This window comes from Pseudoalteromonas sp. MMG024, assembly GCF_021654175.1.
GTDB lineage: Bacteria > Pseudomonadota > Gammaproteobacteria > Enterobacterales > Alteromonadaceae > Pseudoalteromonas.
In genome coordinates this window covers 104,874-118,184 of sequence record NZ_JAKFZO010000010.1, presented here as the reverse complement: position 1 = coordinate 118,184, position 13,311 = coordinate 104,874, and the positions used below count along the sequence as shown (strand labels likewise).

Annotated in this window: 14 protein-coding genes; 9 read left to right on the top strand and 5 right to left on the bottom strand. The window is 40.8% G+C overall.

Annotated elements, in window-relative coordinates; translation table 11 throughout:
• Nucleotides 1–74: 74 nt before the first annotated feature.
• On the bottom strand, nucleotides 75–878 hold the full coding sequence (locus tag L1068_RS11515) for an aminotransferase class IV family protein (protein WP_237130387.1): 804 nt from the start codon (nucleotides 876–878) through the stop codon (nucleotides 75–77).
• A gap of 90 nt (nucleotides 879–968) precedes the next feature.
• On the opposite strand from L1068_RS11515, the gene L1068_RS11510 reads away from it, so the two are divergent.
• From L1068_RS11510 to L1068_RS11500, 3 genes are all read left to right on the top strand, one after another.
• On the top strand, nucleotides 969–1,322 hold the full coding sequence (locus L1068_RS11510) for a MerR family transcriptional regulator (RefSeq protein ID WP_237130386.1): 354 nt from the start codon (nucleotides 969–971) through the stop codon (nucleotides 1,320–1,322).
• Nucleotides 1,323–1,438: 116 nt separating this feature from the next.
• The gene (locus L1068_RS11505) at nucleotides 1,439–1,738 is read left to right on the top strand and encodes a hypothetical protein (protein WP_237130385.1); all 300 of its coding nucleotides are present in this window, start codon (nucleotides 1,439–1,441) and stop codon (nucleotides 1,736–1,738) included.
• A gap of 156 nt (nucleotides 1,739–1,894) precedes the next feature.
• Nucleotides 1,895–2,140 carry a TIGR03643 family protein gene (locus L1068_RS11500; protein WP_237130384.1) on the top strand — a complete coding sequence of 82 codons (246 nt, stop codon included), beginning with the start codon at nucleotides 1,895–1,897 and terminating at the stop codon, nucleotides 2,138–2,140.
• Between the two features lies 1 nt (nucleotide 2,141).
• On the opposite strand, the gene L1068_RS11495 is transcribed toward L1068_RS11500, so the two are convergent.
• The 3 genes from L1068_RS11495 to L1068_RS11485 all read right to left on the bottom strand — a co-directional run bounded on the left by L1068_RS11495 (nucleotide 2,142) and on the right by L1068_RS11485 (nucleotide 5,238).
• On the bottom strand, nucleotides 2,142–2,462 hold the full coding sequence (locus tag L1068_RS11495) for a GNAT family N-acetyltransferase (RefSeq protein ID WP_343221914.1): 321 nt from the start codon (nucleotides 2,460–2,462) through the stop codon (nucleotides 2,142–2,144).
• A 301-nt stretch (nucleotides 2,463–2,763) separates the two neighbouring features.
• A complete protein-coding gene (locus L1068_RS11490) occupies nucleotides 2,764–4,284 on the bottom strand; it encodes a tryptophan 7-halogenase (RefSeq protein WP_237130382.1) in 1,521 nt (506 codons plus the stop codon).
• Nucleotides 4,285–4,431: 147 nt separating this feature from the next.
• The gene (locus tag L1068_RS11485) at nucleotides 4,432–5,238 is read right to left on the bottom strand and encodes a methyltransferase (RefSeq protein WP_237130381.1); all 807 of its coding nucleotides are present in this window, start codon (nucleotides 5,236–5,238) and stop codon (nucleotides 4,432–4,434) included.
• A 223-nt stretch (nucleotides 5,239–5,461) separates the two neighbouring features.
• Here L1068_RS11485 and L1068_RS11480 point away from each other — a divergent pair, with 223 nt between their 5' ends.
• Nucleotides 5,462–7,207 (top strand): MFS transporter, encoded by a 1,746-nt coding sequence (locus tag L1068_RS11480; protein ID WP_237130380.1) that lies wholly within the window; start codon nucleotides 5,462–5,464, stop codon nucleotides 7,205–7,207.
• On the opposite strand, the gene L1068_RS11475 is transcribed toward L1068_RS11480, so the two are convergent.
• Entirely contained in the window at nucleotides 7,204–7,719 is a 516-nt protein-coding gene (locus tag L1068_RS11475; RefSeq protein ID WP_237130379.1) for a M23 family metallopeptidase, read from the bottom strand. The genes L1068_RS11480 and L1068_RS11475 overlap by 4 nt on opposite strands.
• 299 nt (nucleotides 7,720–8,018) lie before the next feature.
• Between L1068_RS11475 and L1068_RS11470 the strand changes: the two genes are divergently transcribed.
• The 5 genes from L1068_RS11470 to L1068_RS11450 all read left to right on the top strand — a co-directional run bounded on the left by L1068_RS11470 (nucleotide 8,019) and on the right by L1068_RS11450 (nucleotide 13,298).
• On the top strand, nucleotides 8,019–8,369 hold the full coding sequence (locus L1068_RS11470; RefSeq protein ID WP_237130378.1) for a hypothetical protein: 351 nt from the start codon (nucleotides 8,019–8,021) through the stop codon (nucleotides 8,367–8,369).
• Nucleotides 8,370–9,332: 963 nt separating this feature from the next.
• The gene (locus L1068_RS11465) at nucleotides 9,333–9,719 is read left to right on the top strand and encodes a BlaI/MecI/CopY family transcriptional regulator (RefSeq protein WP_237130377.1); all 387 of its coding nucleotides are present in this window, start codon (nucleotides 9,333–9,335) and stop codon (nucleotides 9,717–9,719) included.
• A 3-nt stretch (nucleotides 9,720–9,722) separates the two neighbouring features.
• Nucleotides 9,723–10,685 (top strand): M56 family metallopeptidase, encoded by a 963-nt coding sequence (locus L1068_RS11460; RefSeq protein WP_237130376.1) that lies wholly within the window; start codon nucleotides 9,723–9,725, stop codon nucleotides 10,683–10,685.
• Nucleotides 10,686–10,768: 83 nt separating this feature from the next.
• The gene (locus L1068_RS11455; RefSeq protein ID WP_237130375.1) at nucleotides 10,769–12,046 is read left to right on the top strand and encodes a TolC family protein; all 1,278 of its coding nucleotides are present in this window, start codon (nucleotides 10,769–10,771) and stop codon (nucleotides 12,044–12,046) included.
• Nucleotides 12,047–12,053: 7 nt separating this feature from the next.
• The gene (locus tag L1068_RS11450) at nucleotides 12,054–13,298 is read left to right on the top strand and encodes an efflux RND transporter periplasmic adaptor subunit (protein ID WP_237130374.1); all 1,245 of its coding nucleotides are present in this window, start codon (nucleotides 12,054–12,056) and stop codon (nucleotides 13,296–13,298) included.
• Nucleotides 13,299–13,311 lie beyond the last annotated feature (13 nt).

Sequence of the window (13,311 nt, the reverse complement as noted above, 5' to 3'; positions counted from 1 at the left end):
AAGCCGGTGTTACTTCAATCTATTTATCACGATAAAAACGTAAGCAATTAAGCTTACGCATTGTTCCTTAGCATTTACTGATTGAGATTGGTAAACGGTTCATTTTCATATGCATTATGCAGTAACTTTTGCAACGCTTGCGACTGTGAAAATTGCATATTGGCAATTTTGTTAACACTCACAGCGGGTGTCCAAGAGTTCATAACGACAGCCCCCGTAAAATTACGCAAGGTGTGCAATGAAATAGTCATGGTTTTTTGCGGTATATTGAGTGCCGTTAATTGCCTTTGGATAATGCCCATCATAGTGCCTTTGAGCATATCGGCTTTTGGCCAAATAACACTTTCGCCATCCCAAAAAGCTAAATTCCAAATAGTTGCTTCACTCAACACGCCGGATTGGTTGATAAAAGCAGCATCATCAAACCCTTGCTGTTTTGCTAAGTGTAAACAGTGTGTTTTCGCTATTTCGCCTACATGTTTTATGTTTGCTAATGTGCGTTGATGTTCAATCGCAGCTAAGGTGAGAGGCCCAAGTGGCCCATTTGACGGTGCACTTGTTCTTATCAGCATGTTTGGCGTAACGTTCATACTTGCTGTATTAAATTCACCTTTTGGTGAATACAAAGTAATGGTTAATGATAAATCGCTATCTGAATGATCAAGCACACTGGTTAACCCATTGATAATATCCTCATCCGCAAGATGATTGTTAAATAACAGTTTCGATGCGTCGCGTAATCGCGCCAAATGTAAATCGAGCCCTTTTACAGCCTTATTTCGCACTTGCATTGCGGTAAAATGGGCAAATCCTGTAAACGCCAAATTGCTAATTTCTGATTGTTCAATTAATTGACCGTTAAAAAATGCCTTGCTCATGTATCGTCTCCATCAGCTATTTAATATTGAAAAGGTAACAATGAGCCGCTAGCATAAACCCTCACAGTACTGTTAAGGTCAAGGTGTAAGTTGAAAATAAGTGAATTGGCAAAGAAAACAAATGTCAGCGTACGCATGCTGCGCTATTACGAAGAGCAAGGCATTTTAACGCCTAAGCGCACAGATACTGGGTACCGAATCTATTCGCAGCAAGATTACCAAACCATTGAACGTGTAAAATTACTTAGCGCAGCAGGTATGACATTAAAAACAATGTTGCTATTTTTACCTTGTATTCGCGCTGAACGTCCAATTTTTGAGCCATGTGATGAACTGCGTACAGTGTTACAACAGCAAATTTCGGCAACCAATAGCAAAATGAAAGAGCTTGCAAAAAGCAAAGCCATTCTTAGCGAGTTCTTAACCGAAATTGAAAATGCTTAGCCTTTGATTTTAACACTTTTTAACTTGTTTGAAGTGAGTTCTACGCTTAAGGTAATAAACCAAATTTAAGTTAAATTTAGTTTTAACGTGTATTTAGGTTACATGGAGTAAGTGAGATGCAACAAGGTACCTTAAAATCATCAACGGCAACCATTCAAAATGGTGTGACAAAAGCTGATGGCCAGTTTTCAGTGTCACAATACGGTATTTGTTTTAAACCATTTAACGAGAAATTAGGTTTAGGCCCGTATAACGTTGAGCGAGCTTCAATCGCTAAAGTAGAAAAGTGCGTTGGCAAAGGGGCTGGCATTTTACCTATTACCTCAGATGCAATTCGCATTACGTGCACAAACAATGAAACCTATGAATTTATCATCAGTAATTCTGATGAGTGGGTGAATTTACTCACGAACTAGTATTAACATATTTCAGCAGCGCCTTTGCTTTAGCTGCTGAAATACTTTTCCTTTAATCTCATCATAAAACGACTTTCCAGCGAATTACCTTAACAACTGATCAAAAATACGGTTTTTAGCGTAATCAGAATATTCATTTAATTAATTTACACACCAATGACTGAATCTGATCAATCACGCATTATCGAAATGGCATGGGAAGACAGAACCCCATTTGAAGCCATCGAAACACTTTATGGGTTATCTGAAAAAAACGTTATTAAATTAATGCGCAGCGCATTAAAACCCGCCAGCTTCCGTTTGTGGCGAGCACGTGTAACTGGCCGCAACACTAAACATTTAAAGCTGCGAAACCCGAGCATTTCACGTGGATATTGCAAAACCCAGTACAAACATCGCTAAGTTAGCAAGTTTTAACCATGTATTCGCAGTTTTCTAACGGTATACGCGTTGGGTACTGCGCTTTAATAAAACCCGATTTTTGATAGGCCGCAACTGCAGGTAAATTATCCGACAAAACAAACAATGAAGCGCTATTTAACTGAAGTTGAGCTTTCCCTTTTTGAATCAAACTATTAATTAAACGCTCTGCGATACCTTTACCACGAAACGCTGGGTTTACCACCAAGCGCGCAAGGTGAATTCGCTCTAGGCGATTATAAAATTGTCCAAACGCAACAAACTCACCTTGTTCGCTAAGCAAGCAAAATGAAGGTAATACCAATTCTGTGAAGTATGTGATCAGGGATAGCGCTGGATAAATGAAATGATAACAAGGCGGAATTTTTCTTATTTAGAACAACTACATAAGAAAAATTCTAACGCAGTTAGCATGATATTTAGTCCGCTAGGATGGTCAGCTACTTAAGTGAATTGGTATCATTTCTCTGTGTTTAAATCTTGAAAGAAAGTGTCTTCTGTAAAAGGGTAACGGAATCCTGGGCCAGACCACTTCGAAAGGCTGGCTTCATCTTGAAACCAGCTCGTAAGTGGTTCTATGTGGGTTTTTGTAAACGGTACTAACATTATCGATTTTTCACATCATTATTTGCTTTACAATGTTTATCAATAAATGCTTGATGACTCAAACAATTATTCGCGGCCATAGCAATTTGTGCTTTCATTTGCGCCAAGTTTTCAGTAATCGCGCTTGAGTTAAAGTGATCTAAACGTACATCGTAACGCGAAGGAGTAACGTTAAAGCCATAAAACATTGAAAGCCAACTTGCTTGCTGGAAAGACTCGTTATCATACATCACCACATGGCCACGATTTTTATACATGGCAATTTTATGCTCAAGCGTTTTTGGAATGGGCATCTCTTGGCAGTAACCCCAAAATGCGGTGTCGGTGCGCTGCGTTAATTTGTAGTGCACTAATAAAAAATCAACAATGCGGTCTAACTCATCATTATGCAAACGGTTAACTTCATCAATATCAGCTTGATTAAACGACATATCTGGGAAGAAAGTCATCAGCTTAGCAAGCGCGGTTTGAATTAACGAAATGCCAAGTGACTCTAAAGGCTCTAAAAAGCCAGCAGCTAAACCAAGGGCAAAACAGTTTTTATGCCAACTTACTTTACGCCTGCCAAGTGGGAACTTAAAGGTTTTTACATCGGTAATTGTCCGCCCTTTTACACTATCGAGCAGGCTTTGTTTCGCTTCTTCATCTGTAATGAATTTGCTTGAATAAATGTAGCCATTGCCCATTCGGTGCTGCAGCGGGATACACCATTGCCACCCAGCTTCTTTTGCAATTGCGCGGGTATAAGGTCTAGGTTCACCCACCAGTTCCGTTTGCACTGCGACAGCGCTGTCACAAGGTAGCAAATGACTCAAATCATCAAGGCCTATCCCCATTGCCCCTTCAATTAATACACCTTTAAAACCTGAGCAATCAATAAATAAATCGCCCTCAATATGCATGTCGTTATCAAGGGTAAGCGCTTGGATGAAGCCATTTTCAGCGTTTAGTTTGACCTCACTCACATTCGCTAAAATATGGTTTACACCGCGTTTTACTGAAAACTCGGTTAAAAACTTAGCATATAACACAGCATCAATATGATAGGCGTAAGAATATTGCGCTAGTGGGTTGTTTTTATTGGGGTTTGGCTGCGCAAATCCGCCTTTTTTGGCAAGCTGAATTGGGAAACTATAATCTTCAATATCAAGCTGTTTGCCTTCTGCATTTAGCTTGTTGATATATTGGTGAAAATCCAAATTTTCAATGGATGCGCCATAGGCTGCAAAAGGATGGAAAAAACGCTCGCCTATTTGCGACCACTCTTCAAATTCAATACCAAGTTTAAACGTCGCTTGTGTGGCTTTGATTAATTCAGCATCGTTAATGCCTAAATTGCGGTTAAAATCGACAAAATTAGGAATGGTTGCTTCGCCCACCCCAACCGTATTAATGTTAGGTGATTCAATTAGCGTGAGCGACATGTCTTTGTCTTGAATGTAGCGCGATAAACTCGCCGCTGCCATCCAACCCGTTGTTCCCCCACCAACAATAACGATTTTTTTAACTGCTTGTGCCACGTCTCGTCTTCTTATGCTTATTTTTATTGTTTTCAATATAAACTAAACGGGCTTGAAAAACTAAGCCAATAGTGGCCAATTTTTAAGCCCTAAATGCGTGATTTGTATTAGGTCCCAATCCGTTTTGAAGGTTTAGGCCTTATTCAATTAACGCTTTTTGAAAAGTAATGTCATGCGGTTAGATTCACCTACCGCTTTATACTGTTCTTTGTTTTCTTTTGCATTAAGTGAAGGCGGCAGTGCCCATACACCTGCTTCAACATTATCAATAATAATGCGGTCTTTCGCATTGTTATGGAAATACGCCTCAGCTTCTAAGTCAAAACCCGCCGCTTTTGCCACTGCAATTACATGTGATTTTGGCAAGTAGCCTTTTTTCGCTGTTGCTACCGGATCAAACCCTTCAGGTGCTTGATGCTGTACAACGCCTAATTTGCCACCTTGTTTAAGCATCTGATTAAACTGACTAAATGCAGCAGCTAACTGGTTACCGTTTTGTAAACCGTGCAAGCCTCTAAAGGTTAAAACTACATCTGCGTTTTTTATTTTCTCATCAATTGACACATTTGGATCAAAATCAGCGATAACAACACTGCCGTATACCTTTTTGTTATCGCTTAACTTTTTCTCAAAGTTTTCGCGTGAGCGCTTACGGTATTTTGAGCTTGTCGTAATTGGGTAGTGAGCTGCAACAAGCTGCCCCTCTGCTGCAAGCATTGGCGCTAATACTTCGGTGTACCAACCGCCACCGGGCATGATCTCAACAACTTTTGAATTAGCTTTTACACCAAAAAACTCAAGCGTTTGGTATGGCTTACGAAATGTATCGCGTGCTTGGTTTGTTTCACTGCGGTGGCTGTTATCAATACCAGCTGGTGCATTGGCAACGGTAGAGAAAGAGAAAACCGCGGCAGCGATAAGTGAAACAGGTAGTAATGTGTTTTTATAATTCATTTTAAATTACTCAATTAATAAACAATGTTTCTGTTATACAGATTTTTTACATAAATCGCTCACTTTTGCGAAATATATTTTCATTTATTAATGAGTTAGCACATATTTAATTTAAGTTTAGCTACTCAAACATCTCTTATTAAACACAGAAAATAGTATCATTGTTGCTAAAAAAACCACCTCTGATATATTGCATACAATATTCAAAAAAAGAAAAATTGTTATGACAACACACAAACCTTTGCGCAGTCCATTTGGCAGCAGTTTTTACATTGCCAATATTATGGAAATATTTGAACGCTTAGCGTGGTACGGTTTTTTTACCGTATCGTCCCTTTATATGACCAGCCCTGTACTACAAGGCGGTATGGGTTTTAGTGATGAGCAACGCGGTTTTTTGCAAGGGCTAGTGCCATTTTGTATCTACTTGTTACCAGCATTAACTGGGGCATTAGGCGATCGTTACGGCTACAAAAAAATGCTGTTACTTGCCTTTGCCATGATGACCCCGTGTTATTACTTACTTGGTCAAGTATCAGGCTATAGCACGTTTTTCCTAGCCTTTATGGGTGTTGCTATTGGTGCTGGCATTTTCAAACCATTGATCACCGGCACTGTGACGCATGCCACCAACGATAGCAATCGCAGTATAGGCTTTGGCGTATTTTACATGATGGTCAATGTGGGTGGCTTTTTAGGGCCTGTTATTGCGGGTATTATGCGAGACACAAGCTGGGATATGGTGTTTATTATGGCAGCCGTGTGGATAGCTATTAACTTTATCCCTGTCACCTTATTTTATCGCGATCCAACGGCTGAAATTCGTAAAAACACCCCGGCTAAGCCATTAAAAGATATTATGATTGAAATGCGAGAAGTACTGGGGAATGGTCGTTTTGCGTTACTTGTTTTTCCAATCCTCATTGCGTTTATGTTGCCCGGTACAAAATTAATTTCTGAGTCATTCGCTTACGGATTTATTACGAGTTGGCTAGGTTTAAACTTAGTCTGGCACATATTAGCGCCAAAAGCCGGAACACATTGGTATAGCAGCAAAATAAAAATGGGCAATAAGCCATTTTTGTTACTTATTTTAATTTTGAGCGGGTTTTGGCTGGTTTACATGCAAATTTTTATCACCCTTCCGCTTTTTATTCGCGACTATGTTGATAGCAGTGATCTTGTCATGCTAGCGAATTCAATTCATGCGGGGTTTGGCGAAGCCGCTTCGTTTGTTAATGTGCCACAGCTAACAACTGCAATCACTGCGCTTGCAAGCCAATTTGATTACAGCCAAGCAAACAGTTTTCATAAAGCCTATCTTGAATTGACTAACTACAATGTGCGCATTCCAAAAGATGTATTACAGGCGCATTTACCAAGCTTAAGTGCACTGTCTCAAGCTGAAATCAGCGCACTCGCAACCAAGTGGGCAAGTGATTATCGTCAGTTTAAACCTGAATACATTGCAGCGGTAAACTTTGGCTCTATTGTACTATTACAAGTATTAGTATCAGCACTGAGCGCGCGTTTTAAAACCTTTTATGTAATTATTGCGGGCGCTCTAATGATTGCCAGCAGTTATTTATTACTGGCAAATTCAGAGGCTGGAGCAATTGTAAGCGGCGCGCTAGCAGTCGCCGCTTTACTTATCTTTTCGCTCGGTGAAATGATGGCATCGCCAAAACAACAAGAGTATGTAGCCTCAGTAATGCCAAAAGACAAAGCAGCGATGTATCAAGGCTATCTTTACACGGCATCTGCCATTGGCTTTTTGTTTGCAGGTAAGCTATCTGGTTGGGGTTATAACAAATGGGCTGTTGAAGCTAATGAACCCGCGAACTTTTGGCTCTTATGCGCCGCTATTGCGTTTGTTACCGCGCTAGCTCTTTGGCTATTTAATAGTTTTGCCGCAGAAAAATTAGAACAGTCACAACATAGTTCAAAGCGTGTAAATAATTTAGCTTAGTGATGTGTGAATAATTCGGCAGGGTTTAAGTAAAACATTTTCTTATAACCCTGCGTTTCTGTGGTGAAGCGCCACGGGTAAGGTATTAATGTAACGACCGAGTAGTGGATATGTGCAGGCTTACCTTTGGCATTTCCCGAATCGCCCAAAGTGCCAATAACCTCTCTCTTCGCAACTAACTGACCTGTTTTACTTTGGTTTTGCTTTAAATGCGCATAATAATGAACTCGCCATTTTGGTCCTAAAATCACGGCAACCTTACCGCCTTTAGGCAAAGTGCCAGAATAAATCACAATTCCTGCCGTAGACGCTATTACGGGCGTTCCTTTTTTGGCGAAAATATCGATACCTTTGTGTACCCCTGAGCTGCCCCAAGGCTCATACCAAAAAGTTTTTGCATGCCAATCATTGTGTGTTGCACCTTGAACCGGGATTATTTGAGATACGGGCATAAATAGAATGCCAAAAAACAATCCGGCTAGTATCAATACGCTTACTTTGGTTTTCGTCATAATTCATCTAGAGCGTGTTTACCTTTGCGCTCTCGTTTTTCTCCTGGCTTTAATAAGATGCTTACTAGGTTGTGATAGAGGTTTACTGTTTATACCAATCAGAACACAAAACGTAACTATAAGTTCATTAAGATGAATACTTTAAATAAGAACAATTGCATAAAATAACATTATTAAGGTGAATTAATTTTAAGCGCTTTAAAAACTGTTCGCTTTTCAACCAAAAAAGCGGTAACGTAATGCGCTAAATTTTTCGTCACCGATTTAAATTCAATAAAAACAATATCAAGGGAATGATTATGAAGTTTATTGTACTTCTAGGCCTATTTTTAGGCGGAATGTATTTTTATAGCAATGCGAGCTCACAACATATCGCCAACTACCAAGACCTTTTGGCAAAAGCTGAAACCAGCGATGTTAGCTTAGGTGAAATCAAGCTTGGCTCTAACTTACTCGCATTACAATTTTGCAACGATGAGTCATATCAAACATCGGGCGGAAAAAGTGTAAAAGAGTGCTTAAAAACATACGCGAACATGCGTGGCATGTGTGAACAGCGTATTTTCAAAAACGATAATGAAATTATCGAATCCAAAGACCAAGTCGTTAAAATCGCAAAACGCTACACAGCCTGTGTCGGTATTGACTAGAGCCTGATGATCTTTTCTGCCTATTTCTGCTGCAGTTTGTTTGGTATTTAAACAAGGCAGAATGATGCCGTGTAATTTACTCTACATAAATGAACGATATCGCAGTATATACGCCAAACAAGATGAAAATAACGAAATATTGTCAATTTAGGGCTGATAGGTAACTTAATTTGCTGTCATCAAATCAACAGATTATACACGCTCCTGTGAACTCAAAATTACTGTTCAGTGCAGGTATAATTGCCTTAGCAGCTGCCGCTTGGCATTTGCTCTGCATTATACCAATTCACTTAAATAGCTGATCATTCTAGCGGGTTAAATATCATGCTAACTGCGTTTGAATTTATCAATGTAGAACAACTACATAAGAAAAATTCCGCCTTGTTATCATTTCATTTATCCAGCGCTACCTCTGATCACATACTTAACAGAATTGGTATGGGCGGCCCGAGCTGGTATCTGTTTGCGCGTGCCCCTGAATTTATAATCGCATCATCAAAACAACACACCCTGCTTGCACCTATTGCAACTACACTAGTGCATTGTTAATGAGTGCATGCGCGCTATTTGCATTCTCAGCAATGGGCATTATTCACAGAGTTCCTTTTTTAAAATCTGCGTTAGTTGTTATTGCTATAATATGTATACTGCGTGGTTTACTCGGGTTTACAATAGTCATTAAAGCAACACAAATCGACCTATGGCAACTCGTTGCCAGTAGCGTTTGGCTCTATGTAGGTTGCTGTTTTGCAATAGGCTTTGTTTCGCTGCATCGTTTTCAATCTTCAACTCACCAAAGCGTATAAAACTTAATAAATTCGCTTCAATTAAAAAGCCTGACGACATTTTAGTTAGACTTATTGCTGCCCGCTTTTTAGTGGTAAAATTAAAACCTATTGCAAATCGGTTTTATTAAACCTATTATACCGACTGTTAATCGGTTTTTAGTTTAAGGTGATCACAATGAAACTCGGCGATTTAGAAAAATTGCTTTTACACTACCTTTGGCAACACGGTTGCTCTGACGTAAAAACCGTGTTTGCTCACTTTGAAAATACCCGCGGTGGCAGTTTAAACACCTACCAAAGCACCCTTGAACGCCTCTACAAAAAAGGCTTGTTATCGCGCCACAAAGAGGGTCACGCATTTCATTATAAAGCCCGCGTTGAGCGCCACGAGTTAATAGGGCAACTAATAAAATCAGTAACCACTGACTTTGTTGGTGAAGACGATGGTAGCAGCCTAATTGCCGCATTTAGTTCGATGTCGTCAGAGTTCAACGTTGAACAATTGAACAAATTAGAATCGCTGATCGAACAGCAAAAATTAAAACTTAAGCAACAAGGCTAAGTTATGAGCGCAGATACCCTAACCTTATTATTAAATGTATTAGCCATTGCCGTTGTGTGCTTTGTGCTGCACAACATTGCGGTGTCTGCGTTAGTTACTTTATTAAGTACGCGATTCTTAAAACTGCAGGTTAAATCACGCAAAATCACCTTGTGGTTTTTAGCGACCTTACCTTGGTTTAGCGCCTTTTCAACCGCCGCCTATTTTGTTTACGCAGCCAATGGCCTTTCACCGTTTGAAAGTGCCTCAAGTATGGATCACTGGCATCATATCGACAGTTTTTCATGGTTCAGTTGGCACGGCGCAGTGACGGCATGCGCACTTGGCTTTTTGGCATATGTAATTAGTTCAAGATTGCTAAAACTGCGTACCCATCAGCATGAAATTAAAAGCTTAATGGCGCTTTCTCGTAAAGTTGATAACAACACATTCGAAATAGATTCAAATGATGCCGCAGCATTTACTGCAGGTTTTATCAGCCCTAAGTGCTTTGTTACTAAAGGCATGCGCGAGCAAATTAGCGAGACTGAATACCATATTGTTATGCAACACGAACTTGCCCATGCAAATAAGCGTGACCCATTTAAAAAATGGTTATTTGCCCTGCTTGCCGCGTTTTTTATACCAAACATTAAACAGCGATTAGTCCTACATATGACCTTAGCAATGGAGCAAGATGCAGACAACGCCGTGGTTTCAAGCACTACTTCATCGCTCGATATTGCCGGTACCTTAGTAAAAGTAGCAAGGCTAAATGCCACAGGCAGTAACCTTAAAAATACCGACATGGTGGCTAATTTTGGCGCCGATGTGCTAGAGCAACGAGTGTATTTTTTACTTGGGCAATTATCGCTAAAACCAGTTAATCACTTGCTTATGATGCTGCTTGCAATTGCCGCATTTTTTCTATGCTTGAGCTCAGTCGATAGCATCCACCACTTTATCGAAACCTTCACGAGTCACTAAGATCATGGATTTAAAAAGTATTTCTGCAAATTCAAAAAACCGATTAATAATCGGTATAAAGCCTAAATTTTAGGAGTGAGCATATGCTGATAAAATTTGTCACAAAAAGAAAACCGATTAACAGTCGGTTATTGATAGGGTTAAACCTTGTCGTTGCGAGCCTCTTGCTCGCACCAAAGGGTGCTAGCGCAAACGAAGTCGTGAGCTTAAAAACCGCCATCAGTAAGACCATACAAAACCACCCTGATTTAACGCCGCTAATTTATTTGCAACAAGCAAATCAAGGGCTTATTCAACAAGCAGGGGTTGCAAGCCCAGTTACCCTTGATGTAAGTGTTGAAGATGCCCTTGGCACTGGCGATTATCAGGGCTTCTCCAATAGCCAAACAAGTTTGAGTATTGCGTGGTTGCTCGATGGTGAGCAAGTGGATGCACGAGTGAATCTCGCCAAACAACAAGGGCTGATTTATGACGTTGAAAAAGAGGCCAAAGCGCTAGATTTATCAGCCGAAACGGCCAATTTATTTATTACCTTATTAGCGCAGCAAGCCCAGTTAAAACTGGCTACTTTGGCAGAAAAACAAGCCAAAAAAGCCCTGTCAGAGATTACCAAACGAGTAGAAGCAGGCCGCGTAAACAGCATTGATAAATACCGCGCAAAGGCTGATTTAGCAAAGCAAACATTAGTAGTTGAAGATCTTTACTTTGAAATTGAAGCAACAAAATCACAGTTGGCAGCCCAATGGCAAGGCACTACTGAATTTGATGTAACAGGCGATTTAACCCAATTACCTAATGCCCTTTCGCTGGAAGATGCCAAAGCACAATTAAAAAACACGCCGCGTTTTTCACTCTTTGCATCAAAACAGCGTGTAATCTCATCAGAAATTGCACTATCACAAGCTGAGAGCAAACCCACTTGGCAAATCAATACGGGCATTACGCGCGACCAAGCGCTTAATGACTTTTCACTAAGCGCTGGCGTTTCAATTCCGTTAGGGGGTGCGTCTCGTAGCGAAGGGAAAATTGCATCGCTTAACGCCAGTAAACAGCAGCAAGCAGCCGAGGCAAAAGCCTGGCTTGCGCGTGCCCAAACACAAGCGCTGCTACTTAACCACAAGCTCACCCACAATACCCATATTGCCAATGCGCTTTTAAAAGAATCACTTCCCGCCCTTGAAACAGCAAGTAAACAAGCCGAGCTTGCCTACCAGCAAGGGCGTTACCGTTACACCGATTGGTATGCAGTAAAACAAGAGTTATTACAAGCCCGATTGGAGCTGATACAAGCCTACACCAATATTCAACGATTCAATGTTGAATTTGAGCGCTTAACTGGCGCTAGCCTAATAATTAAGTGAGATTGCGATGAAATTATCAAATCTATTCAATGTATTTTTAGTGAGCCTGTTACTCACGTTACCAAATTTTGATGTGGTCGCCGGAAGCGACCACGACCACCAGCAAGATGGAAGCGAGCACAGCGCACCTGTTACCGGGCCAAACGGTGGACGACTTTTCAAAACAGGTGACTTCTCTTTGGAGCTGCAACTAGTTGAACAAGGAACAGCACCCGAATACCGCGTATTTGTAAAAGATCGCGAAAAAACAGTCGCCTCCACTGATGTGGACGTTACCGTTATCCTTAACCGATTAGGTGGCAAAAAAGACACCATTTCATTTAAACCAAATGGCGCCTTTTTAAAGGGTACGTCACTGATTAACGAACCTCACTCATTTAGCGTTGAAATAAGCGCCATTTATCAAGGCGAAGTCTATAAATGGCATTTTGATAATTTTGAAGGACGCACTCAAATTGCCGCCCCCATTTCTAAGGAACTGGGCATTAACACCAATACCGTGCAAGCAAAAACCCTGACAAAAACCTTGCCAGTGTATGGCAAACTCGCCCTGCCAGCAGGTGCAAAACGCCAAATAAGCGCGCGTTTTGATGGTGAAATTACCAAACTCACTGCGCTATTGGGTATGCAGGTGAAAAAAGGTCAGCACATAATGACCATTCAAAGTAACGACAGCTTACAAAGCTACCGCGTTATTTCCCCAATTAATGGCATTGTAACTAAACAAAACGTGGGGCTTGGTGAGCAAACAGCTGGGCGCAGCTTAATAGAAATTACCGATATGACTGAGCTTGTTGCCGAGTTACAGGTTTTTCCGAGTGATGCAGCAAATATCAGTCAAGGCGCAGCAGTAAGCGTTAATGTAAATGGCTTAAATACGTCAATAAATACCACCATTAAAGACAGCCTTTTTTCAGTTGCTGGCAATCAAGCAAAAACTTATCGTGCCTTTATCCCTAATCCCAACAATCAGCTGCAAGTAGGCCAGTTTGTTAGCGCCGAAATCACTCTTGAAACTTTTACGGTGCCGATGGCAGTTGAGAAAAAAGCACTGCATGCGTTTCGTGATTTTGATGTGGTATTTGCCAAATTCGGCGACCAATTTGAGGTTCGCATGTTAACCCTTGGCCGCAGCAGCGGTGAGTGGGTTGAAGTGTTAAGTGGTATTGATGTTGGCAGCGAATATGCCACCGACAACAGTTATATCTTAAAAGCCGACATTGAAAAGTCCGGCGCGTCACACGACCACTAAAAGTGAGTAATTA

What these genes read in the sequence shown, in the direction of transcription:
- L1068_RS11515 (WP_237130387.1), bottom strand. Translation starts at nt 878, where the DNA reads ATGAGCAAGGCATTTTTTAACGGTCAATTAATTGAACAATCAGAAATT.
- L1068_RS11505 (WP_237130385.1), top strand. Translation starts at nt 1,439, where the DNA reads ATGCAACAAGGTACCTTAAAATCATCAACGGCAACCATTCAAAATGGT.
- L1068_RS11500 (WP_237130384.1), top strand. Translation starts at nt 1,895, where the DNA reads ATGACTGAATCTGATCAATCACGCATTATCGAAATGGCATGGGAAGAC.
- L1068_RS11485 (WP_237130381.1), bottom strand. Translation starts at nt 5,238, where the DNA reads ATGAATTATAAAAACACATTACTACCTGTTTCACTTATCGCTGCCGCG.
- L1068_RS11480 (WP_237130380.1), top strand. Translation starts at nt 5,462, where the DNA reads ATGACAACACACAAACCTTTGCGCAGTCCATTTGGCAGCAGTTTTTAC.
- L1068_RS11475 (WP_237130379.1), bottom strand. Translation starts at nt 7,719, where the DNA reads ATGACGAAAACCAAAGTAAGCGTATTGATACTAGCCGGATTGTTTTTT.
- L1068_RS11470 (WP_237130378.1), top strand. Translation starts at nt 8,019, where the DNA reads ATGAAGTTTATTGTACTTCTAGGCCTATTTTTAGGCGGAATGTATTTT.
- L1068_RS11465 (WP_237130377.1), top strand. Translation starts at nt 9,333, where the DNA reads ATGAAACTCGGCGATTTAGAAAAATTGCTTTTACACTACCTTTGGCAA.
- L1068_RS11460 (WP_237130376.1), top strand. Translation starts at nt 9,723, where the DNA reads ATGAGCGCAGATACCCTAACCTTATTATTAAATGTATTAGCCATTGCC.
- L1068_RS11455 (WP_237130375.1), top strand. Translation starts at nt 10,769, where the DNA reads ATGCTGATAAAATTTGTCACAAAAAGAAAACCGATTAACAGTCGGTTA.
- L1068_RS11450 (WP_237130374.1), top strand. Translation starts at nt 12,054, where the DNA reads ATGAAATTATCAAATCTATTCAATGTATTTTTAGTGAGCCTGTTACTC.